Source organism: Mycobacterium barrassiae, from assembly GCF_025822765.1.
GTDB lineage: Bacteria > Actinomycetota > Actinomycetes > Mycobacteriales > Mycobacteriaceae > Mycobacterium > Mycobacterium barrassiae.
Genome location: NZ_JACKUK010000025.1, coordinates 282,040 through 304,056, shown reverse-complemented (window position 1 = coordinate 304,056; position 22,017 = coordinate 282,040). Strand labels below are relative to the sequence as shown.

Here is a 22,017-nt window from a genome sequence, read left to right as displayed (position 1 = left end):
AAGCGCTCCGTATTTGATCACAAGACGGTAACGAAAAGCCTCACGGGCGGCAACTCGCCAGCCCGTAGACACGGGCGGCCGTCGTCGTGGTTTCGTGCGCTAAGTCCTCAGCGGGCCTGCTGAGGAGTTCGGCGAGCGCACGAACAGTGTAGGGCAGGCAGTAGGGCTCGTTCGGCGCGCCTCGGTACGGATGCGGCGTCAGGAACGGCGCGTCAGTCTCGACGAGTAGTTGCTCGGGCGGGATCAGCGACGCCGCTTCCCGGAGCGCGGTGGCGTTGCGGAAACTGACGGTCCCGGACAGGCTGAGCAGCCAGCCGTTGGCCACGCAGGTCCTGGCCATCTCGGCGTCCGACGAGAAGCAGTGGAAGATCACGGTGTCGGGTGCGCCCTCGGCGCGAAGGACGTCCAGCACCTCGGCGTCGGCGTCGCGGTTGTGGATCATCAGCGGCTTGCCGGTGCGCTTGGCGAGGTCGATGTGCCAGGCGAAGCCCTCGCGCTGGGTCGCGGGGTCGGCACATCCCTCGAGGCGGCCGGGCCAGTACATGTCCATCCCCGTCTCGCCGACGGCCACCACGCGAGGATTCTGGGCCAGCTCTTCGATGACGGCCTTGGCGTCGTCGGTGAGCGCGTTGGCACGCGTGGGATGCAGGGCGACGGCGGCGTAGACGCGGGGATCGGCGTCGGCGGCCTCGACGACCCAGCGCGCGGACGCGAGGTCGTCGGCGATCGTCACGACCGCCTGCACGCCCACCGCCTCGGCCCGGTCGACGATGGCGCGGATGCTTGCGGCGTCGGTCGCACCGCAGGCGTCGAGATGGGTGTGCGCGTCGATGAGGGGTACGAGCGGCTCCGGGGCCGGGGGCTTCTCCCGTCTGGCTGAGCGCTTGTCACTCACGGCCACACAATAAGCTGAGGCCCAAATGAGTACCTCGTCTTCCCCCGGCGCGGGGACGCACACCCCGTACTACATCACCACCGCCATCGCCTACCCCAACGGCGACCCGCACATCGGGCACGCGTACGAGTACATCGCCACCGACTCGATCGCGCGCTTCAAGCGGCTCGACGGCTATGACGTGCGCTACCTGACCGGCACCGACGTACACGGGCAGAAGATGGCCGAGACGGCCGCCTCCCTCGGCATTCCGACCACTGAACTGGCGCGGCGCAACTCAGATGTGTTCCAACGCCTGCAGGAACGGCTCAACATCTCGTTCGACCGCTTCATCCGAACGTCCGACGCCGACCACTACGAGGCGTCGATCGAACTCTGGAAGCGGATGAACGAGTCCGGCGACATCTATCTCGACACGTACGCAGGCTGGTATTCGGTGCGCGACGAAGGCTTCGTCACCGAGGCCGAAACGAGCATCAACGCCGACGGCGTCCGGGTGGCCACCGAGACGGGCGCGCCCGTCACGTGGACCGAGGAGCAGACGTACTTCTTCCGGCTGTCGGCCTACACTGACAAGCTGCTGGCGCACTACGAAGCGCATCCGGAGTTCATCGAGCCCGCCGTGCGGCGCAACGAGGTCGTCAGCTTCGTCTCCGGCGGATTGCGCGACTTCTCCATCTCGCGCACGACGTTCGACTGGGGTGTGCCGGTCCCGGATCATCCCGACCACGTGATGTACGTGTGGGTCGACGCGCTGACCAACTACCTCACGGGCGTCGGGTTCCCCGATACGTCCTCGCCGCTGTTCCAACGGTTCTGGCCGGCCGACCTGCACATGATCGGCAAGGACATCATCCGGTTCCACACCGTGTACTGGCCGGCGTTCCTGATGTCGGCCGGAATCGAGTTGCCGCGCAAGGTCTTTGTGCACGGCTTCGTCCTCAACCGCGGCGAGAAGATGAGCAAGTCGGTGGGCAACGTGGTCGATCCGATCGCCTTGGTCGATGCGTTCGGTGTCGACCAGGTGCGTTATTTCTTCCTGCGGGAGGTGCCGTTCGGCCAGGACGGCAGCTACAGCGAGGAAGCGATCATCGGCCGCATCAACGCCGACCTGGCCAACGAGTTGGGCAACCTCGCTCAGCGGTCGCTGTCGATGGTGGCCAAGAACCTCGACGGAATCGTCCCTGAGCCAGGCGAATTCACCGCCGAGGATCAGGAGTTGTTGAACGCCGCCGACGGGTTGCTCGAGCGGGTGCGCACACATTTCGAGGCCACCGCAATGCATCTGGCGCTGGAGGCCATCTGGTCGGTGCTCGGCGCGGCCAACCGATACTTCTCCGCGCAGGAGCCGTGGGTGCTTCGCAAGTCGGACGAGGCACGGTTTCGCACGGTGCTGTACACCACGCTCGAGACGGTGCGGATCGCGACGCTGCTGACCCAGCCGGTGATGCCCGAGTCGACGGCCAAACTGCTCGACCTGCTCGGCGTACCGCAGGACCAGCGCACGTTCGCGGCGATCGGCACTCGATTGGCGCCCGGCACCGCACTGCCCGCCCCGGTCGGCGTCTTCCCGCGCTATCAAGTGGACTGACACCCTTTTCGCGAGCAGACGCAAAAGTGCGTGTCGCGGCGGTGTGTCGTGGGCATTTGCGTCTGCTCGCCGGACGAACGAGAGTGACCCACGTCACTTTTTGTCACGATCGACCGGTGGGCGGTGTCTTGAGGGCATGACTGGAAACCATGCACCCAAGGTCGTCATCATCGGCGGCGGCTACTCAGGAACAATCGCGGCCAACCAATTGCGGATGGGCAGCGGCGCGGGCACCCCGGACATCACCCTCGTCAACCCTCGGACGAAGTTCGTCGAGCGGATCCGGCTGCATCAGCATGTGGCGGGCAACTACGACGCGACCGTCGACTACGGCAGCCTGCTCGGTGAGGGCATCGAACTCGTCGTCGACACCGCGACCCGCATCGACTCCGCCGCCCGGACCGTCGAGCTGGCGTCGGGCACGTCGCTCGACTACGACTACGTCATATACGCGGTCGGCAGCACCGGCACGGTTCCGTCGTCGGTGCCCGGTGCAACCGAATTCGCTTATCCAATAGCGGAGTTGGAGCAGGCGCAGCTGTTGCGCGACACCATCGACACACTGCACCCTGACGCGCCGGTGACCGTCGTCGGTGCAGGGCTGACCGGAATCGAGGCCGCCACCGAACTCGCCGAGCAGGGCCGCAGAGTCACCCTCGCATGCGGCGGTCAACTCGGCCCCTACTTGTCCGAACCCGGACGGCGATCCGTCGCCAAGGCGCTGCGCAGGCTGGGCGTCGCGGTGCTCGAGACCGACGTGGTGACCGAGGTACGGCGCGACGCAGTGGTATTCGCCGACGGCGCCGTCCGCCCCAGCGCCGTGACCGTATGGGCGGCAGGGTTCGGCGTGCCGGAGCTCGCCGCCAACAGCGGCCTGCGCACCGACGAGCTGGGTCGCCTGCTGACGGACGAGACCCTGACGAGCATCGACGACGAGCGCATCGTCGCGGCGGGCGATTGCGCATCACCGTCCGGCGAGCCGTTGCGGATGTGCTGCGCGTCGGCGTCACAGCTCGGCCCGCAGGCCGCCAATACCGTGCTGAGCCGCATCGCGGGCACCACACCCGCGAACTTCGAATACGGTTTCGGCGGAGCCTGCATCAGCCTTGGCCGCAAGTCCGGCATCGTGCAGCTCGCGCGCAAGGACGACTCGCCGGTGGACGTCTACTTCAGCGGCCGCCTGATCGCGAAGGTCAAGGAGGGCATCTGCAAGGGCACGCTGTGGGCCCTGCGTCGAAGCGCACGCAAGCCGGGATCTGCGTTCTGGCTCAAGGGCGGACCGCGTCCCGAGCAGCCGGTGTTCCCGAAGGTGGTCACGTGACCACAAGGAATGAGCATGCCGACCGGTTCACCCATCTGCGGCCGCTGCTGTTCACCATCGCCTACGAGATCCTCGGCTCGGCAACGGAATCCGACGACGTGCTGCAGGACAGCTATCTGCGATGGGCGGAGGTGGACCTGGCGACGGTGCGGGACACCAAGTCATATCTCGCACAGCTGGTGACCCGCCAGGCGCTCAACGCGCTGCGCGAGGGCGTGCGCCGCCGCGAGGACTACATCGGGCCGTGGCTTCCTGAGCCACTGCTGCTCGACGACCGCGATGCCTCCGCCGACGTCGTTCTCGCCGAATCGGTTTCGATGGCGATGCTGGTTCTTCTCGAAACGCTCACCCCGGATGAGCGGGCAGTGTTCGTGCTGCGCGAGACGTTCGGCTTCGACTACGACGAAATCGCCGAGGCCGTCGGCAAATCGGTTCCGACGGTGCGGCAGATGGCACACCGCGCGCGCGAACACGTGCATGCACGACGCAACCGGTTCGGCCCCGTGGACAGGGAGCGGACCACGCAGATCACCGAGCAGTTCCTGGCGGCCGCATCCACCGGCGACATGGACGGTTTGATGGCACTGCTGGCGCCGGGAGTGACGTGGACGGCCGACCACGGCGGCAAGGCCGCCGCGATCCGCAGGCCCGTCGTCGGCGCGCGAAGGGTCGCCGCGATCATGGCCCGGCTGTTTCAGGTGGTCATGGAGACGCCGGAGATCAGGTTCGAAACGGCGGTCTGCAACAGTGCTCCCGCGGTGGTCATCTACACCGGCGACCACCTGGAGGGCGTCTTCGTCTTCGAGGTGCTCGACGACAAGATCACGAACCTCTATGCCATGCGCAACCCCGACAAACTCGTCGGCATCACGACCCCAAGGGCGGTCAGCCGTCAGTGATGTGCGCCACATCGCGGGCAGAGCTGTCACACTCCAGCTGTGCGCGGTGTCTCGAGGACAGACCAGCTCAATGCTGGATGGCCGCCTCCGGCGGCCGGTGGAGAGCAGGATGACTCGAGGAGATCAAGATGACTGCACAGAAGACCCGCGTGATCGTGATCGGCGGCGGCTATGCCGGCGTTCTGGCGGCCAACCATCTGCGGTTGAACGAGAACGTCGACATCACCCTGGTCAACCCCCGCGCACAGTTCGTCGAGCGGATCCGGCTTCACCAGTTGGTGACCGGCAGCGACGACGCCGTTGTGGACTACGCCGACATTCTCGGTGACGGCATCCACCTGAAGGTCGATTCGGTGACCCGCATCGACGCACCGGGGCGGCGCATCGAACTCAGCGGCGGCGGTGAGCTGACCTACGACTACCTGATCTACGCCATCGGGAGTCACGGGGCCGCACCTGTCGTGCCCGGCGCCGCCGAATTCGCCTACCCGATCTCGGAACTCGAGCAGGCCGAGCAGTTGAAGAAAGCGTTCCATGCCGCAGGCGCCGATGCGCCGATGACCGTGATCGGCGCCGGTCCGACAGGTCTGGAGGTGGCCGCGGAGTTCGCCGAGGAGGGCCGGCGCGTGACGCTGGTGTGTGGCGGAGTGCTCGGCCCCTACCTGCACGCTCGTGGCCGTCGCGCGGCCGCCAAGCGGTTGACCCGGCTCGGCGTCACCATCATCGACGGTCCGGGCTCCACCGCGACCGAGGTGCGCCCCGACGCCGTGATCCTCGCCGACGGACGCACCATCGCCAGCACGGTCACGGTCTGGACCGCCGGCTTCGGTGTCCCCGACCTGGCCGCCAACAGCGGGCTGAGCACCGACGCGGCCGGCCGACTGCTCACCGACGAGACCCTGACCAGCATCGACGACCCACGCATCGTCGCCGCAGGCGATGCGGCCGCACCGTCGAACGTGCCGCTGCGCATGAGCTGCCAGGCAGCCATCCCGCTGGGCGCACAGGCCGCGAACACCGTGCTCAGCCGCATCGCGGGCACCGAGCCCAAACGGCTCAACCAGGCGTTCACCGGCCAGTGCATCAGCCTCGGCCGGACAGGCGGCCTCGTTCAGCTGGCGCGCTTCGACGACACGGTCATCCCGCTGCACATCGGCGGCCGCACCGCAGCCAAGATCAAGGAGGCGGTCTGCAAGGGCACCGTCACCTTCCTGCAGCGGGAGGCGCGCAAACCGGGCAGCTACTTCTGGCTCAAGGGCGGTAAGCGCGAGCAGCAGTTGGCGGTAGCCGCCCAACCGGTGCGACCGTGACTGACGAACACGCCGAACGATTCACGGCCTTGCGGCCGCTGCTGTTCACGATCGCCTACGAGATCCTGGGCAGCGCAACCGAATCCGATGACGTGCTGCAGGAAAGCTACCTGCGCTGGGCCGAGGTGGACCTGTCGACGGTGCAGGACACCAAGGCCTACCTCGCCCAGCTCGTCACCCGGCAGTCCCTCAACGCCCTGCGGGCGCAGTCGCGCAGGCGTGAGGACTACGTCGGCCCCTGGTTGCCCGAGCCGCTGCTGCTGGAGACCAAAGACGCCTCGGCCGATGTCGTTCTGGCCGAATCGGTTTCGATGGCGATGCTCGTGGTGTTGGAGACGCTGAGCCCCGACGAACGCGCGGTGTTCGTGCTGCGCGAGGTGTTCGGCTTCAGCCATGACGAGATCGCTTCGACAATCGGCAAATCGACGGCGGCGGTCCGCCAGATGGCCCACCGTGCCCGCGAGCATGTCCAGTCCCGCCGTAAGCGGTTCGAGCCCGTCGACCCGAAACTCTCCATGGAGATCACGGCCCGGTTCTTCGCCGCGGCCTCGACCGGCGACCTCGATGCCCTGCTGGAGATGCTCACCGAGGACGTCAAGTGGACCGCCGACTCCGACGGCAAGGTCAGTGCGGCGCGCAGGCCCGTCATCGGCGCCGACAAGGTGGCGAGGGTCATCATCGGGCTGGTTCGCGTGGCAGGCGAGGCCGGCCGGGTCGAGCCGGCGATGTACAACAACGCCCCGGCGCTGAAGCTTTACCTGGGCGACAGCTTCGAAGGCATCATCACCGTCGAGATCACCGACGGGAAGATCAGCCACTTCTACGCGATGCGCAACCCGGACAAGCTGACCGGTGTCGACATCCCGCGGGAGATAAGCCGCTAGCTTTCTGCCACGCTTACCTGGTGCGGATCGAGCGACTCGGCGACTTGGGCGCAGCCCCTGCGGTGCTTTGCGCGGTTGCCGATGCGGCGCGCCGCCGCGGGTTGCCCCCGCCGGCCGCGCTGATCGGCGAGTGGTTCGGTTCGGGCGCCGTCATCGCACCGTCGGTTTCAGCGGTGCCGGTCGCGACCTCCGAGGTGTTCGACGTGGCCCCCGGGGCGTCCGGAGATGTGGTCGGCGGCGGATGGTTCGGCTATCTGTCGTACCCCGATGCGGGCGCCGACGGCCGTGGCCCGCGCATACCCGAGGCGGCAGGCGGTTGGTCGGACTGCGTGTTGCGCCAGGATCGCGACGGGCTGTGGTGGTACGAAAGCCTCTCCGGTGCAGGGCTTTCCAGATGGGTCGCCGAGGCCATCGAGACGTGCGCGCCGATACGGCCGAGCACTATCGAGTGGGGCCCCGCGAATCGCGACGCACATCGTCGCGGGGTGCGGGAATGCCTGGACGCGATCGCGGCGGGTGAGGTGTACCAGGCGTGCGTGTGCACGCAGTTCGTCGGCCGGATCACCGGAGCCGCGCCGGCGGCGACATCAAACACCGGAGCCGCGCCGGCGGCGACATCAAACACCGGAGCCGCGCCGGCGGCGACATCAAACACCGGAGCCGCAATCGAATTCTTCGCCGACGCCGTCGCGCGCACCTCCCCCGCCAGGGCGGCGTACGTGGCCGGCGACTGGGGTGCGGTGGCGTCGCTGTCGCCCGAGTTGTTCCTGCGGCGACGCGGCGAGGCGGTGACGTCGAGTCCGATCAAGGGCACGCTGCCGCAGCACAACGATCCGTCGGAGTTACGCGCATCGGTCAAAGACGTCGCGGAGAACATCATGATCGTCGATCTGGTCCGCAACGACCTGGGCCGGGTCGCGGTCACCGGCAGTGTCTCCGTGCCCGAGCTGCTGGTCGTCCGGCCGGCGCCGGGTGTCTGGCATCTCGTGTCGACGGTGACGGCTCGCGTCGGGGTCGACATGCCGATGGCCGACGTGCTCGACGCCACGTTCCCGCCCGCGTCGGTGACCGGAACACCCAAGCTGCGCGCCCGTCAGCTGCTGCGCAGTTGGGAGCCGCATCGGCGCGGAGTGTATTGCGGCACAGTCGGGTTGGCCTCACCGATCGCCGGGTGCGAGCTGAACGTGGCGATCCGGACGGTCGAGTTCGACGCACACGGCGGCGCGGTGCTCGGCGTCGGCGGCGGGATCACCGCCGATTCCGATCCCGATCGAGAGTGGGACGAGTGCCTGCACAAGGCGGCGCCGATCATCCAGTCAGCGCCTGATCGCCGCGCAGAGTCGGTCCCAATTACCTGACGCGATCTTCTCTCGATCGTCGTCATCCAGTACGTCGAGGAAGTGATGCGCGGCGCCGTCGTCCGGCGACACGAAGGGGTAGTCGGCGGCGAACATGATGCGGTCGGCGCCGACCACGTCCAGGGCCCAACGCAGATAGCGGGTACTGAAAATGCCTCCCGGAGTGACGAACACGTTCGAGCGCACGTATTCGGACACGGATCGTTCGAGGCGGGCTATCCCGGCCATTCTGTCGATGCGCTCGAGGAAGAACAGCACAGTCTCACCCCAGTGCCCCATGATCACCTGCAGCTTGGGGAAGCGGTCGAACACTCCGGCGAGGATGAGCCGGAGCAGTTGCACACCCGCGTCGTAGTGCCAACCCACCCCGTGAGTCGCGAAGGCGCCGCTGACGATGTCGTCGAACCCCGAGTAGTAGGCCTCCCGCACCGATGGGGGCGGCGATTGCGGGTGGAGATACAGCGGGGCGCCCAACTCCTCGGCGGCTTCGAAGACGGGCCAGAAGTCGTGGTGGTCGATGGGCTGATCGCGCACCCGACTGAATATCAATGCACCGTTGAATCCCAAAGTCGTTACTGCTCTGCGGAGTTCGTCGGCCGCCGCGTCAGGATCGGGGGCGGCCAGTGTGGCGAAGCCCTGCAGCCGGTCGGGATACGCGCGCACGGCGGCGGCGAGCTGATCATTGCAGTCGGTTTGAAGCGCGCGCGCATCGGCAGGTGCGAGGTTGAAGAGGCCCGGCGAGGTGAGCGAGGCCACCTGCAGGTCGACGCCGGCGTCGTCCATCGCGGCGATGCGCCGGTCGCCGATCTCGAGCAGCCGTTGCCTGATCCCGTCCTGGCCCGGCCGGTTGACCACAGGATCCTGCCAACGCGAATCGAGGTTCGCCCAAGCTTTGACAACTTCGGTGGTGACGTAATGTTCCTCCAGGCCAACGACTCTCACAGCTGCTCCTTACACGCCGCACCCCTATACCGTGATACGTCGGTTCGCTCGGCAGAGTTCGCGCTGACATGCGATTGACAGCCAGCCCACAGCTGCGCGTTACTGTCGCGAGCGCAGCACCGCGTCGTAGAGTTCGCGTCGCGACGGCGCACCCGGATGCATTGCGATCACCTGGGCACACGCATCCTTGACCCGCATGCCCTCCTCCGCGAGAGCGTTGACCTCGGCGACCAGCGTGTCCAGGTCGGCCTTGGGGGTCGCGCCAGCCAGCACCACCGTGATCTCGCCCAGCACACCTTCTTTGGCCCACTCGGCGAGCTCGGCCAACGAACCCCGGACGATCTCCTCGTGCGTCTTCGTCAGTTCGCGACAGACCACGGCCTCACGGTCACCGCCCAGCGCGTCCAGAGCGTCGGCCAGCGTCTCCGCCAGTCGCCGGGGCGATTCGAAGAACACGCACGTGCGGGACTCGGCGGCCAGGGTGGCGAGCCAGGTCATCCGCGCCGAATGCCGCCGCGGGGCGAACCCCTCGAAGCAGAACCTCTCCGACGGCAGCCCCGACACGGCCAGCGCCGTCGTCACCGCTGACGGGCCGGGCAGACAGGTGATCGGCAGGTCGCTGTCGATGCACGCGGACACCAGCCGGTAGCCGGGGTCGCTGATCAGCGGCATCCCGGCATCGCTGACGAGCAGCACGGTCGCTCCCGCCGCGATCTCGGCGACCAGCGCGGGAACACGCGTCGCCTCGTTCTGGTCGTAGAGGCTGACCACCTTTCCCGCGGGTTTGACGTCGAGAGCCTGGGCCAGGGTGCGGATCCGCCGGGTGTCCTCGGCCGCGATCACATCGGCACTGGCCAGGGCGCTGACCAGCCGCGCAGACGCGTCCTCGGGCCGGCCCAGGGGCGTGGCGCCGATCAGCAGTCGGCCGGAGTCCATGCGGGACAGCCTACGATCGCTTGCGTGACCGCCCCCGCAACCGAAGCCTCGCGCGCGGTCCCCGTGATCAGTCCAGCCCCGCTGGTGCCGATCGCCGACTTCGGTCCGGTGGACCGTCTCCAGGGCTGGGCGATGACGGCCATCGTCACCGCGTTGGCCGCCGTGACGCGTTTCCTGAACCTCGGGTCGCCGACCGACGCAGGCACCCCCATCTTCGACGAGAAGCACTACGCGCCGCAGGCGTGGCAGATGCTGCACAACCACGGCGTCGAGGACAACCCCGGCTACGGGCTGGTGGTGCATCCGCCGGTGGGCAAGCAGTTGATCGCCATGGGCGAGGCGATCTTCGGATACAACGGCCTCGGCTGGCGCTTCGCCGGCGCCGTCTGCGGCATCATCACCGTGTTGCTCGTCGCGCGGATCGCTCGGCGCATCAGCCGGTCCACAGTCGTCGGCGGGATCGCCGGGCTGCTGCTGATCGCCGACGGAGTCAGCTTCGTCGCGTCACGCACCGCGCTGCTCGACGGATTCCTGGTGGTCTTCGTGGTGGCGGCGTTCGGATGTTTGATCGTCGACCGCGACCAGGTACGCGAGCGGATGCACGTCGCTCTGCTCGAAGGCCGCATCAGCGAGACACCGTGGGGTCCGAGGCTCGGCGTGCGGTGGTGGCGGTTCGGCGCCGGGGTGCTGCTCGGATTGGCCTGCGCGACAAAGTGGTCCGGACTCTATTTCGTGGCGTTCTTCGGGGTGATGACGCTGGCGTTCGACATCGCCGCGCGTCGACAGTATCGAGTGCCGCGGCCGTGGCTCGGGGCGTTTCGCCGCGATCTTGGCCCGTCGCTGTATGCGCTCGTGCTGATTCCGTTCGGCGTCTACCTGGCGTCCTATACGCCGTGGTTCGCGTCGGAGACCGGCGTGAATCGGCACGAGGTCGGCAGGTCGATCGGCGAGGACAGCATCCTGCCGGTGCCCGACGCGCTGCGCTCGCTGTGGCACTACACGTTCGCGGCGTACAAGTTCCATTCAGGGCTGACCAACGCCGACGGCAACCACCACCCCTGGGAGTCCAAACCCTGGACGTGGCCGATGTCGCTGCGGCCGGTGCTCTACGCGATCGACAACGAGAACGTCCCCGGCTGCGGCGCACAGTCGTGTGTCAAGGCGGTCCTGCTCGTTGGCACGCCCGCGATGTGGTTCATCGCGGTGCCGGTACTCGCCTGGGCGGTGTGGCGCACGTTCGTCAAGCACGACTGGCGCTACGCCGCGATCCTGGTCGGCTACAGCGCGGGCTTCTTGCCGTGGTTCGCGGACATCGACCGGCAGATGTACTTCTTCTACGCGGCGGTGATGGCGCCGTTCTTGGTGCTGGCGATCGCGATGATCCTCGGCGACATCCTCTACAAGCCGAACCAGAATTCGGAGCGAAGAACGCTGGGCCTCATCGCGGTGAGTTTTTATGTCGCGCTGGTGCTCACGAACTTCGCGTGGATGTACCCGATCCTGACGGGCATACCGATTTCGCAGGCCACCTGGAACATGCAGATCTGGCTGCCGTCTTGGAGTTAGGTCCCTCTATTGGCTCTATCCGCATTTTCGACACCATGGCTGTGAAAAGTAGCGATCGAGCGCATTCCACAGCCATGGTGTCGGAAACGGCACTAGGAGTCCGAACTGTCAGTGCCCCCGGCGACGATAGGCCGCATGCGAGGGCCATTCATCGGAAGCGAAGCCGTTGCGGCCGGCGACGTATCCCGTGGGGCCCTGCGCTGGAACTACCGCGCGGTGCATCCGAACGTCTACCTGCACAAAGATGCACGCCGGGACTTGTACGCCCTCACCAGGGCAGCGTGGCTGTGGACCGGACGGACGGGCATCGTGGCCGGGCGAGCCGCGGCCGCCATGCACGGCGTCATGTGGATTAGAGATGAAACGCCGATCGAGTTGATTGCGAAACACGGTCGCCGCAGGCCGGGAGTCGTGATCCGCGAGGAACGGATCGATGACGACGAGGTCGTCCGCATCGGCGGTCTGCTCGTGACCTCAGCGGCGCGCACTGCGTTGGACCTCGGCCGCTACCTGGCACGTGACATCGCAGTAGCTCACCTCGACGCACTCGCACGCGTCACCGGGGTGAGAGTCGGCGACATCGAGCCGTTGGAACTCCGTTACCGGGGCGCGCACGGAATGCCGGCGTCACGCATCGCGTCAGGACTCATGGACGGCGGAGCGGACAGTCCGGAGGAGTCCGCATTGCGCCTGCGCCTCATCGACGCAGGCTTGCCACGACCGAGCACCAACATTCCAGTCGGAGATAAATATTGGGAGTCGACGATCGCGATGGGCTGGGAAGGGCCGAAAGTCGGAGTCGACTGCTACGAGGCCGAAGGCACCGACCGCTATTCCGTTGTCCAGCAACTCTCGACTGCGGAGCTTTATCAGCGCCGTGGCTGGCTGCACTTTCGCATACGACCCGACCACACTGCGATGCCCAGTATCCGGAGGATACGCGCCGCCTTGGCTCAGCGTAGGCGGACCTAGAGAGCGGGTCGCGGGCGGCGGGACACGACATACAGCGGGGACCGCCGCGGCCGGTACCGAGCTCCGATGCTTCTATTGGCAACACCTCGATACCCGAATCCGCCAGCCGCGCATTGGTTTCGGAATTGCGTTCGTAGGCGATCACCACACCGGGCGCCACGGCTAGCGTGTTGTTGCCGTCGTCCCATTGCTCCCGCTCCGCGGTGACGGGGTCGAGGCCGGTCGCGATCACCCGCAGCTTCTCGATACCCATGGCGTCGGCCGCGGCGGTAAGAAACGGTCGTGCGTCGTCGATGCGCACCCCACCGGAGCCGTCGCGATGAATCGTGAACGCCGACAGCGTCTCCACGATGTTCGGGTACATCACCACGGCGTCCACGTCGACCATCGTGCATACGGTGTCGAGGTGCATCTGCGCGCGCTCCTGCGCGATCGGCACGGCCAGGACGGTGTGCGCCAGATCGTCGTCGAACAGGCTGCGCGCCAACGCCTCCGCACCCGCTGGCGTGGTCCGCTCCCCCACTCCCACCGCGACCACGCCCGGCGCCAACAGCAGCACGTCGCCGCCCTCCACGGGCGCCGACCGCGACTCGTACGCGCGCCGCACACCGAGGAACCGCGGGTGGTGCGCATAGATCACGTCGGTCAGCGACGTCTCACGCACGCGCGCGGGCAAAGCCAGCGACGTGATCGCCACCCGGGGGCCGATCCAGAACGACGAGTCGCGGGTGAAGAGCAGATTCGGCAGCGGATCGATGACGAAATCCCCGCCGTGGTGCATCCGTCGCACCAATGACAGTTCGCCGCCGTGCAACGGCAACTCGTTGAAGGTCATCCCGGCCATCAGCACCGACGCCAGCGGCGCGGGATCCAGTGTGCGCAGATAGGCCGAAAGCTCCTGCGCCAACGGCAGTCCCAGCCGGCGCGGGTCGACGGCAGCCGCGATGCCGTGCATGCGCGCCGCGCCACTCTTGGCCAATGCCTCGGTCAGCAGGTCGGCCAGCAACAGCACCTCGACACCACGCGATGACAACAGCGCGGCGAACGCGTCGTGCTCGCGCTGCGCCTTGGCCACCCAGGGCAGGCCGTCGAACAACAGCCTGTCGTTGTTGCGTGGGGTCAACCGCTGCAGTTCGGCACCGGGCCGGTGCAGGATGACGGCCCGCAGCCGGCCGACCTCGGAATCGCAGCCCATTGTCACGAGTAGCACCGTATCGCGCAGAGCACTGCCAGCGACCTCAACTATGGTTGAGGTCATGGAGTTGGTACACGAACTCACACCGGGCGAGATGGCCGCCCGAAGCGGTGTCGCCGTTTCGGCGCTGCATTTCTACGAGCGGGAGGGGCTGATCTCCAGCAAGCGAACCGGCGGCAACCAGCGGCGCTACGCCCGCGAGACGCTCCGCCGTGTCGCGTTCATCCGGATGAGCCAACGCCTGGGCATTCCGCTAGCGCGCATCCGCGACGCACTGGCCACCCTGCCGACCGACCGCGTCCCGACGACCAAGGACTGGGCGCGACTCTCCGCTACTTGGCGTCAGGACCTCGACGACCGGATCCTGCACCTGCAGCGACTGCGCGACAACCTCACCGGCTGCATCGGCTGCGGATGCCTGAGCCTCAAGACCTGCGCGCTGACCAACCCCGAGGATGTCCTCGCCCTTCAGGGGCCGGGCGCCGCACGGCTCTAACCCTTCGAACATCTGTGCGATAGGATCGCGGGCATGGAGCTGGCTCTGCAGAGCTCGCTGTTCGAGCACGCGGAACGACGCCATCTTGGCAATGGCGCCTGGATCGACTACCGGTCGGGATGGCTGGACGACGCCGACTCGCTTTTCGAAGAGTTGCGTGACGGCATTCCGTGGCGGGCAGAACGACGGCAGATGTACGACCGTGTGCTCGACGTACCGCGCCTGGTCAGCTTCCACAATCTGATCGACGAGCCGCCTCCGCATCCGCGGCTTAAGCAGATCCGCAGGCGCCTCAACGACGTGTACGCAGGCGAGCTCGGCGAACCGTTCACCACCGCGGGGTTGTGTCTGTACCGCAACGGCGACGACAGCGTGGCCTGGCACGGCGACACCATCGGTCGCAGCAGCACCGAAGACACCATGGTCGCCATCGTCGGACTCGGCGCCACAAGGGTTTTCGCGTTACGGCCGCGCGGCGGGGGTAAGTCGCTGCGGATGGCGCACCGGCATGGCGACCTGCTGGTGATGGGCGGCTCGTGTCAGCGCACCTGGGAGCACGCGATACCGAAGACGTCGCGCCCAACCGGCCCCCGGATCAGTATTCAGTTCCGACCACAGGACGTGCGTTAGCCCCGCACCGCCGTGACGGCCGCGGTGAGGAGATCGCGGGCGCGCTGGGTGTCGACCGGTGTGACGGGTTTGTCGGGCAGCACGAGCGGGTTGGCGGTGACGATCACGAGAAACGTGTCGAAGCCCGCGATGTAGTTGAAGATCTCGCCGGTGCTCGGCTTGCCGTTGACGACGGTCTGCAACACGCGGTGGGTGCCCATTGTCTGGGCACCGTCGATCGACGGCGCCTCCACGACCTCGACGAGGCCGCGCACTCCGCCCCCGGCGAAGCCGACCCGCTGGCAGGTGTCCGCCGGCCGGTTCAGCGGAACGGGTTCGGAGGTTTCCACCGCGATGGCGATGAACCGGTTCCCGTCGCCCTCGGCCGTCGTGGCGGCCATGTTGCCCTTGACCCCCTGCGGGAGCACCTGCGCGGTGGCGAAGGATCCGCAGTCGGCGGGATCGAACTTCATGCCGGCCGGCAGCGCCTGCGGTCCGAGCAGTCGAGGATCGATCCCCGCGGGCCCGAACTCGGTCACCTTGAACTGCGGACCGAAACTCGACCGCACATCCTTCACCCGGGCGATATCAGCGTTCGACGGGTTGGCCGGCTCTTCGGTTCCGCACGCGGCCAGTACGACGGCGCACACCACGGCCAACTGGCTGACGAGCTTTGCGCTCTTGAACATTGCCGCACAACTTACCGTCGAGCCAGGGATCAACCCCGCAGCGCCGCGACCGTTTTCACCAACAATTCATTGGCGAAATCCGCGCCCAGTTGCGGATGCGGCGATCCCGGATCGGTCACCACGGTGACGAACGCGACATGGCTATCCAGGTATGCGGTGACCGTGTCGGCGTGAGACCGAGTCTCGGTACCCCCTTCGACGACGGTCTTCGTCGACGTGGCCATCGCGAGGGTCTGCGCGCCTTCGATCGTCGGCGCGGTGGTCAGGGTGACGCTGCCGCTCGTCTGTCCGGCCGACAGCGTCCAGTGCTGACATTCGGCCGCCACCCCGGGATCGAGACCCACCGCCAAGTCCGCCACCACCGCGTAGACGATGCCGCCGGTCCCCGATCCCGACCAGCCTTTCGTCGAGGCCGGGTCGACGACGGGGTCCGACAGCAGGCCGCACTGCGGCGGATCGGCCGTCCACAGGCTGCCGTATCCCCACAACGCCGTCGGCGCGACAGGCCCCGAAATATTTGCCACCTCGTACCCGTCGGGCAGATCTTCACGCACGCGGTCGATCCTGGCGGGGTTGACCTGCGCCGATGCACCCTCAGATGCGGGCGCTCCCTGCGGTGGGCGATCGGACGCGCCGCAGGCCACAGCCAGCAGGGCCACCGCCGCACACATCGCGCGCACGCGGTGTTGATACCACAGCCATCCCCTACAGCTATCCATGCAACGAAATCGGCCCTCCGAACGATGGACAAGTACCAGGCAAAAGAACGGAGGCCCTCATGCGCAAAGGATGGGGTCTAGTAGTAACGACGGCAGCGATAGGTGTTGCACTCACCCCCATGGGTGTCGCGACGGCGGATCCCGCCAGACCGGGCAACGCGTATCAAACGATCGGCGAATTGGAATCCGCCGGCTACAACGTCGTCATCGATCGAGTCGGTAACGCACCGCTGGGCGAGTGCCTCGTCACCAACGTGCGTAATCCGCAGCAGGTGACGCAGACGATCCCCGTCGGCGAGGGCAAGTGGCGCGAGTACATCACCGTGGTCGTGAGCCAGTCGATCACGGTATCTCTGAACTGCGACGTCTGATCCGGTGATCAGGCGGCGGGCTCGCTCGCCGCAGCCGGGGCGGATTTCGGCTCGCCCGTGGTGGTTTCGCTGTTACCGGGCTTCTTCGGTGAGGGCGGCTTCGTGCTGCGCTGCGAGTCGAAGCCGATCGGACCCCGGATCTTCGGCAGCCGGATGCTGTCGCGAACGCCGTCCCGGATGCCCGCCACGGTGTCGCGGAGCTGGCTGAGCGGAGCCGGCCGCTTGACGGTGCCGGGCGTCTTGGCCGTGGGCCTCCGCGGGGCCTGGTTCTCGACGGCCTCGTTCTCGACGACCTCGTTCTCGACGACCTCTTTTTCAACGACATCGCCAGTGGAGGTGCCGGACAGCTCCTGCTCGTTGACGACCTCCTCGGTGATCTCCTCTTCGGTAATCACCTCGCGAACGTTCGAGTTATCGCTCATTCGCGCCATCACCGGATTCTCATCGGCGGCGGGCGGTTCAGGCAGGTCTGGCCCGCCGACACCGAACGGGCTGGTGACCGGTGCGGTTCCCAGCGGCCTGTTGGTCGGATCCCCGGAGGCTTCCGCGACCGCATTGTCGATACCCACCGGGATCGCCTTGACGATGTTCACGATGGCCTGCACCGGATTCCGGAACGGCAGCAGCCCCACCTTCGTCGCGACGCCCGGATTGACGTCGCGCGCGTAGCCGGCTTCGATCGCCGCCTTCAGCGGCTCCTCCAACAGGGTCAGGATCGGCGACGGCACGAACGACTCGAACGGCATCAGCAGGGGCAGTCGCCTGGCCGGAACGATGTAGTAGTCGGTGTCGCCGTAGGAGCCCTGATACAGGGCGTCGTCGAAGTCGCCCTCCTGCAGATCGCCGTGGAAGTAGTAGTAGCCGAGAGCGGCGTTCGCCACGGCCAACACGTTCGTGATGCTGGCGGGTGCGTCGCCTCCGAGGCCGTCGTACTGCGCAGCGAGATCGGCGGTTTGGTAGCAGTCGCCGTCGGGCTGGCAGCTGTTCGTCGGGGTGGCGCCGTAGAAGGTGACACCGAGGATCGGGATGGTCATACCCGTCGGACCACGCGACAGGAACCCTCCGTTGGGACGCATCGGATTGGCCAACAGGAAGAACGAGACGTCGCCTGGTTCGAGGTCGGGATAGTCCTCAGGGTTCTCGATCATGTCCCTCTTGAGCAGCGACGCGATCACCGCGCTCTGCGAGTAGCCGAAGACGACGAACTCGTCCGTGGCGACGGGCACGTCCGCCGGCGCGCCCGGGACATCGGGCGCGCCTGTGTTGTAGGCGCAGTCGCTGGCCCCGCGAATGCATCTGCTCAAGTTCGCCAGTCCGGCGGCGACGGACTGATCGAAGGTCATCGAGCCGGCCACCGGGAAGAACTGCTCGGGCGTGATGATCGCGTAGCGATTCTCCGTCGGGCCCACCCCGTCGATCGGGTCGCCGCCGGTGCCCGTCGGCGCCTCAGACGCGGGGTTGATGAAGCCGTTGACCGCATTGGACATGTACGGGTTGATGTAGGTCAGCGGATCCTGGGGAGATCTCAGTGGATGACCTGTACCACCCATGATGAGGGCGGTCGCCGTCAGCGAAACGATGGTGGTGGCGGTCCATGCCACTGCCAGCCCGATGACGCTCAGCAACGCCAGGCCCACCACGCCCAGCGAACGAATCATCCCCCGCATTTCCCGACCCTTTCAACGCCCGTGCACACCCGCGGTTCCCACCCCATACGCATGTTGCTTTCCCAGAGTCTGCCCGATCCAGCAAACTTTTCGCAACACTAGAGCAAATTTGGTCATGGCGCTATCGAGGGCCCGACCGTAGGCTACGGCGAGATTCTGCAAAGGAGAGCGAATGAGTAAGTCACTTCGGGCCGGTGTCGTCGCCGTCGCAGCCGTCGCACTCGGCCTGGGCCTGGCCGGTTGCGGTTCCGACACCAAGACGGAGTCGAAGGAGTCGGAGACCACCTCGAGCGAGACAACGACCAGCACGACGACCGAGACCACGTCAGCTGCGCCCACCACCTCGGCGCAGGCCTCCGGACCGAACTACACGATCGTCGACTACATCAAGGACAACGGCATCGTCGAGACTCCGGTCAAGCGCGGCGATCCCGGCTCTCCCACCATCGACCTGCCTATCCCGCCGGGATGGGAGGACGCCGGAAACCGCGCCCCGGAGTGGGCCTACGGCGCAATCATTTCCACCGACCCCGCGTTCGCCGCAGATCCGCCATCCGTCATCGCGATCGTCTCCAAGCTGACCGGCAACGTGGACCCCGCCAAGATTCTCGAGTTCGCGCCCGGGGAGCTCCAAAACCTACCCGGCTACGAGGGCGGTAACGAGGGAGTTTCCGACGAGCTCAGCGGTTTCGAGGCAGTGCAGATCGGCGGCACCTACCAGAAGGACGGCAAGCTGCGCGCCATCGCGCAGAAGACCGTCGTGATTCCGGGCCAGGACGGGCTGTACGTCCTGCAGCTCAATGCCGACGGCCTTGAAGACCAGATGGGCGCCCTGATGGATGCGACGTCGGTCATCGACGACGAAACCGTGATCACACCCTGATGATGCACGCGATCTAGGCGCGCGATACCGCGGACGCTGCGGCGATCTGCTCGGCGCTCGGTCGGACACCGGTGTAGCGCTCGAACTGTTCGGCTGCCTGCAGCGCGATCACCTCTGCCCCGGTGATGACGGCGGTTCCGGCAGCACGCGCGGCGGTGATCAACGGTGTCTCGGACGGCATCGCCACGACGTCGAAAACCGTGTGCGCCTTGGCGATTGTCTCCGTGTCGAACGCCAGGTCGTTCTCCCCGGCGCCGCCCGCCATCCCGATCGGCGTGATATTCACGATCACGTGCGCGGTCCTGGTGCCGACGTCGGAGGCGTATTCGTAGCCGAGCCGTTGCGCCAGCGCCTGTCCTGTCTCGCCGTTGCGCGCGACGACGGTTCCTTGCTCAAACCCGTTGTCCCGGAAAGCCGCAGCGACGGCGCTGGCCATACCACCGCTGCCTCGCAGCAATACCGACTGCGTCGGTTGCAGGCCGTGCTCGGCGATCAGGCGCTCGACGGCAAGGTAATCGGTGTTCGACGCGGTGAGATGGCCTCCTGCAACGGTGGTGTCGTTGACGATTGTGTTCACCGCGTTGATGGCCCGTGCGGACTGCTCGACATCGTCGACCAGCTCGATGACATCCTGCTTGAACGGCATCGACACCGAGCAGCCACGAATGCCCAGTGCGCGTACCCCACCGATCGCGGCGGCGATATCCGTTGTCGTGAAAGCCTTGTAGATGAAGTCCAGCCCGAGCACGTCGTACAGGTAGTTGTGAAATCGGGTGCCGATATTGCTCGGCCTACCGGACAACGAGATGCACAGCTGCGTGTCCTTCGAAAGAGGCGCCCGCATCAACCGACCGCTTTGATGACTTGCGAGGTGACTCCGCGGATCTTCTTCACCAACGAGGTCGGCAACCGCAGGGAACTCGCATCAGGAACATCGACGGCGGTGGTGACGACCCCGAGGTCGTCGCGATGCCACTGCGCGCCGAAGCGATCCATGATCGCCCGCATCGGACGGTTGTCAGAGAGCACGCGCGCCGTAAAGCGTTCGACACCAACATAATTGGCCGTGACCACCAGGGCACCCATGAGGAAGGTGCCGATACCGCGGCCCTGGTAGTCATCGCCCACGATGAACGCCACCTCGGCGACGGCGGGGTCCTCCTCCTCGCGCACGAAGCGCGCGTCGGCGACCACGGGTCCCTCGGCCCCCTCGGTCATCACCCAGACGAAGTGGTGCACGTAATCGACTTCGAACAGATACGTCATCAGCGACTTCGTCGGTACACGTGGCGACTGAAACCGGCGGTACAGCGTCTCGCTCGAGAATTCGACCCGCCCGTCCGTCGTGCGCTCACTGTCACCCGGGAGCACCGGACGCAGGTAGTAGACGCTGCCGTCGCGCAGTTCCACCGGGATCGGGGTGATGAACGCGGCGAGCCGCTGCCGCGCCGTACGCACCAGCCGGTCCAGCATGCCCGGGATCTCGAGCATGGTGGCGAACGCCTCCCGGTCCCCGACCCAGCCCGTGAGCCGCTCGGTCGCCACCACGGTTGCGGTCCTCGGCGTGTCGCGCAGCAAAGCAATTTCGCCGACGATGAGGCCGGGCCCCAATTGGGCGACGGTGTCATGTCCGTCAATGCCTGCGTGTGTCACTTCGGCGCAGCCGGAACCGATCAGCAAAAACGAAATGGCGAGCTCACCCTGCTGCATGAGCACCTGTCCCGGCTCAGCGACCAGGGGCTGCAGTTGCGCGGCGAGTGGCGTCAAGTCCTCGATCGGGCAGCCGTCGAAGACCTCCAGTTTCGCGAGTTCTTCGGCTCTGACGACAGACAGGCCGGACACGTCACGAGGCTACGGCGTGGCGGACGCGGCGAGCAAGGAACGCGGCGCGGGACCGATAAGGCACTATTCGAGAATGACCGACACCCAGTTCAGTACCCATGCCCAGCTGTTCGATCTGACCGGTAAGCGGGCCCTGGTGACGGGCGGCACGCGAGGGATCGGCCTGATGATGGCCCGCGGATTGCTGCAGGCCGGTGCCCAGGTGGTGATCAGCTCGCGGAAGGCGGACGCGTGCGAGGAAGCTCGATCGCATCTGTCGGACTTCGGCGACGTGACTGCCGTCCCGGCCGACCTGTCCCGGCATGAGGAATGCCTGCGGCTCGCCGACGAGGTCACCGGCGGCGGCGACCTGCACATCCTGGTCAACAACGCGGGCGCGACGTGGGGTGCGCCGCTGGAGTCCTTCCCGGACTCGGCGTGGGACAAGGTGCTGGACCTCAACGTCAAGTCGCCGTTCTGGATGGTCCAGGCGTTACTGCCGGCACTTCGCGCGGTCGCTACCGCCGACGACCCGGCGCGGATCATCAACATCGGCAGCATCGACGGCCTTCGAGTCAGCCCGCTGCCGACGTACTCCTACGCCAGCAGCAACGCAGCGGTGCACCAGCTGACCCGGGTGCTGGCTCGCGAGCTGGGGCCGCAGCACGTCACCGTCAACGCCGTTGCGCCAGGGCCGTTTCCGTCCAAGATGATGGCGGCGACGTTGGAGGAGTTCGGCGTTCGATCGCGGCGTCGGCGCCGATGCGGCGCATCGGTCGGGACGACCACATGGCCGGCATTGCGGTGTATCTGACCAGCCGTGCCGGGGCCTACGTGACCGGTGCGATCATCCCGGTCGACGGCGGCATCTTTACGACCGCGAGTTCGTAACC

Annotated in this window: 22 protein-coding genes and 1 pseudogene; 14 read left to right on the top strand and 9 right to left on the bottom strand. The window is 66.8% G+C overall.

What is annotated here, in order from left to right; genetic code table 11:
- Positions 1–40: 40 nt before the first annotated feature.
- Positions 41–895: a TatD family hydrolase gene (locus tag H7J93_RS16165; RefSeq protein ID WP_267307311.1), complete on the bottom strand. Its 855-nt coding sequence runs from the start codon at positions 893–895 to the stop codon at positions 41–43.
- A 25-nt stretch (positions 896–920) separates the two neighbouring features.
- On the opposite strand from H7J93_RS16165, the gene metG reads away from it, so the two are divergent.
- From metG to H7J93_RS16135, 6 genes are all read left to right on the top strand, one after another.
- Positions 921–2,486, top strand: coding sequence for a methionine--tRNA ligase (metG, locus tag H7J93_RS16160; protein ID WP_267307310.1), 1,566 nt, complete (start codon positions 921–923; stop codon positions 2,484–2,486).
- 136 nt (positions 2,487–2,622) lie between these two features.
- Entirely contained in the window at positions 2,623–3,807 is a 1,185-nt protein-coding gene (locus H7J93_RS16155) for an NAD(P)/FAD-dependent oxidoreductase (RefSeq protein ID WP_267307309.1), read from the top strand.
- On the top strand, positions 3,804–4,706 hold the full coding sequence (gene sigJ / locus H7J93_RS16150; RefSeq protein WP_267307308.1) for an RNA polymerase sigma factor SigJ: 903 nt from the start codon (positions 3,804–3,806) through the stop codon (positions 4,704–4,706). Before H7J93_RS16155 ends, sigJ begins: the two co-directional genes overlap by 4 nt.
- Positions 4,707–4,834: 128 nt before the next feature.
- Complete coding sequence (locus tag H7J93_RS16145) at positions 4,835–6,016, top strand: NAD(P)/FAD-dependent oxidoreductase (protein ID WP_267307307.1); 1,182 nt, start codon at positions 4,835–4,837, stop codon at positions 6,014–6,016.
- Positions 6,013–6,900: an RNA polymerase sigma-70 factor gene (locus H7J93_RS16140; RefSeq protein WP_267307306.1), complete on the top strand. Its 888-nt coding sequence runs from the start codon at positions 6,013–6,015 to the stop codon at positions 6,898–6,900. Before H7J93_RS16145 ends, H7J93_RS16140 begins: the two co-directional genes overlap by 4 nt.
- A 20-nt stretch (positions 6,901–6,920) precedes the next feature.
- Positions 6,921–8,258, top strand: coding sequence for an aminodeoxychorismate synthase component I (locus H7J93_RS16135; RefSeq protein ID WP_267307305.1), 1,338 nt, complete (start codon positions 6,921–6,923; stop codon positions 8,256–8,258).
- On the opposite strand, the gene H7J93_RS16130 is transcribed toward H7J93_RS16135, so the two are convergent.
- The gene (locus H7J93_RS16130) at positions 8,217–9,200 is read right to left on the bottom strand and encodes an amidohydrolase family protein (protein WP_267307304.1); all 984 of its coding nucleotides are present in this window, start codon (positions 9,198–9,200) and stop codon (positions 8,217–8,219) included. The two genes, H7J93_RS16135 and H7J93_RS16130, sit on opposite strands and share 42 nt — an antisense overlap.
- A 99-nt stretch (positions 9,201–9,299) precedes the next feature.
- Positions 9,300–10,136: a 16S rRNA (cytidine(1402)-2'-O)-methyltransferase gene (rsmI, locus tag H7J93_RS16125; protein ID WP_267307303.1), complete on the bottom strand. Its 837-nt coding sequence runs from the start codon at positions 10,134–10,136 to the stop codon at positions 9,300–9,302.
- A gap of 24 nt (positions 10,137–10,160) precedes the next feature.
- Here rsmI and H7J93_RS16120 point away from each other — a divergent pair, with 24 nt between their 5' ends.
- Both H7J93_RS16120 and H7J93_RS29555 read left to right on the top strand, forming a co-directional pair.
- Positions 10,161–11,702: a dolichyl-phosphate-mannose--protein mannosyltransferase gene (locus H7J93_RS16120; RefSeq protein ID WP_267307302.1), complete on the top strand. Its 1,542-nt coding sequence runs from the start codon at positions 10,161–10,163 to the stop codon at positions 11,700–11,702.
- 135 nt (positions 11,703–11,837) lie between these two features.
- A complete protein-coding gene (locus H7J93_RS29555) occupies positions 11,838–12,674 on the top strand; it encodes a type IV toxin-antitoxin system AbiEi family antitoxin (protein WP_499892064.1) in 837 nt (278 codons plus the stop codon).
- A 1-nt stretch (position 12,675) separates the two neighbouring features.
- Here the strand turns inward: H7J93_RS29555 and arcA are convergent.
- Positions 12,676–13,932 (bottom strand): annotated as a pseudogene (gene arcA, locus H7J93_RS16115) (arginine deiminase); the annotation flags it as partial.
- Between arcA and soxR the strand changes: the two are divergent.
- Both soxR and H7J93_RS16105 read left to right on the top strand, forming a co-directional pair.
- Positions 13,931–14,365, top strand: a complete 435-nt coding sequence (gene soxR, locus H7J93_RS16110; protein WP_267307301.1) for a redox-sensitive transcriptional activator SoxR — start codon at positions 13,931–13,933, stop codon at positions 14,363–14,365. The pseudogene arcA and the gene soxR sit on opposite strands and share 2 nt — an antisense overlap.
- A 33-nt stretch (positions 14,366–14,398) precedes the next feature.
- Positions 14,399–14,995, top strand: coding sequence for an alpha-ketoglutarate-dependent dioxygenase AlkB (locus tag H7J93_RS16105; protein ID WP_267307300.1), 597 nt, complete (start codon positions 14,399–14,401; stop codon positions 14,993–14,995).
- Here the strand turns inward: H7J93_RS16105 and H7J93_RS16100 are convergent.
- Both H7J93_RS16100 and H7J93_RS16095 read right to left on the bottom strand, forming a co-directional pair.
- Complete coding sequence (locus tag H7J93_RS16100; protein WP_267307299.1) at positions 14,992–15,663, bottom strand: DUF5642 family protein; 672 nt, start codon at positions 15,661–15,663, stop codon at positions 14,992–14,994. The genes H7J93_RS16105 and H7J93_RS16100 overlap by 4 nt on opposite strands.
- A gap of 29 nt (positions 15,664–15,692) precedes the next feature.
- The gene (locus H7J93_RS16095; RefSeq protein WP_267307366.1) at positions 15,693–16,334 is read right to left on the bottom strand and encodes a DUF5642 family protein; all 642 of its coding nucleotides are present in this window, start codon (positions 16,332–16,334) and stop codon (positions 15,693–15,695) included.
- 107 nt (positions 16,335–16,441) lie between these two features.
- Here H7J93_RS16095 and H7J93_RS16090 point away from each other — a divergent pair, with 107 nt between their 5' ends.
- Positions 16,442–16,753, top strand: coding sequence for a hypothetical protein (locus tag H7J93_RS16090; RefSeq protein ID WP_267307298.1), 312 nt, complete (start codon positions 16,442–16,444; stop codon positions 16,751–16,753).
- A gap of 8 nt (positions 16,754–16,761) precedes the next feature.
- On the opposite strand, the gene H7J93_RS16085 is transcribed toward H7J93_RS16090, so the two are convergent.
- Positions 16,762–18,411, bottom strand: a complete 1,650-nt coding sequence (locus H7J93_RS16085; protein ID WP_267307297.1) for a PE-PPE domain-containing protein — start codon at positions 18,409–18,411, stop codon at positions 16,762–16,764.
- A gap of 181 nt (positions 18,412–18,592) precedes the next feature.
- Between H7J93_RS16085 and lpqN the strand changes: the two genes are divergently transcribed.
- Positions 18,593–19,303: an envelope biogenesis lipoprotein LpqN gene (lpqN, locus tag H7J93_RS16080; protein ID WP_267307296.1), complete on the top strand. Its 711-nt coding sequence runs from the start codon at positions 18,593–18,595 to the stop codon at positions 19,301–19,303.
- A 13-nt stretch (positions 19,304–19,316) separates the two neighbouring features.
- On the opposite strand, the gene H7J93_RS16075 is transcribed toward lpqN, so the two are convergent.
- Together H7J93_RS16075 and pat are read right to left on the bottom strand one after the other, a co-directional pair.
- Positions 19,317–20,147 carry a shikimate 5-dehydrogenase gene (locus H7J93_RS16075; protein ID WP_267307295.1) on the bottom strand — a complete coding sequence of 277 codons (831 nt, stop codon included), beginning with the start codon at positions 20,145–20,147 and terminating at the stop codon, positions 19,317–19,319.
- Positions 20,147–21,145 (bottom strand): acetyltransferase Pat, encoded by a 999-nt coding sequence (pat, locus tag H7J93_RS16070; protein WP_267307294.1) that lies wholly within the window; start codon positions 21,143–21,145, stop codon positions 20,147–20,149. The genes H7J93_RS16075 and pat overlap by 1 nt, the downstream gene beginning before the upstream one ends.
- 73 nt (positions 21,146–21,218) lie before the next feature.
- Between pat and H7J93_RS16065 the strand changes: the two genes are divergently transcribed.
- The gene (locus H7J93_RS16065) at positions 21,219–21,938 is read left to right on the top strand and encodes an SDR family NAD(P)-dependent oxidoreductase (RefSeq protein ID WP_504928436.1); all 720 of its coding nucleotides are present in this window, start codon (positions 21,219–21,221) and stop codon (positions 21,936–21,938) included.
- Positions 21,887–22,015 (top strand): SDR family oxidoreductase, encoded by a 129-nt coding sequence (locus H7J93_RS29550; protein WP_504928437.1) that lies wholly within the window; start codon positions 21,887–21,889, stop codon positions 22,013–22,015. Before H7J93_RS16065 ends, H7J93_RS29550 begins: the two co-directional genes overlap by 52 nt.
- Positions 22,016–22,017: the final 2 nt, after the last annotated feature.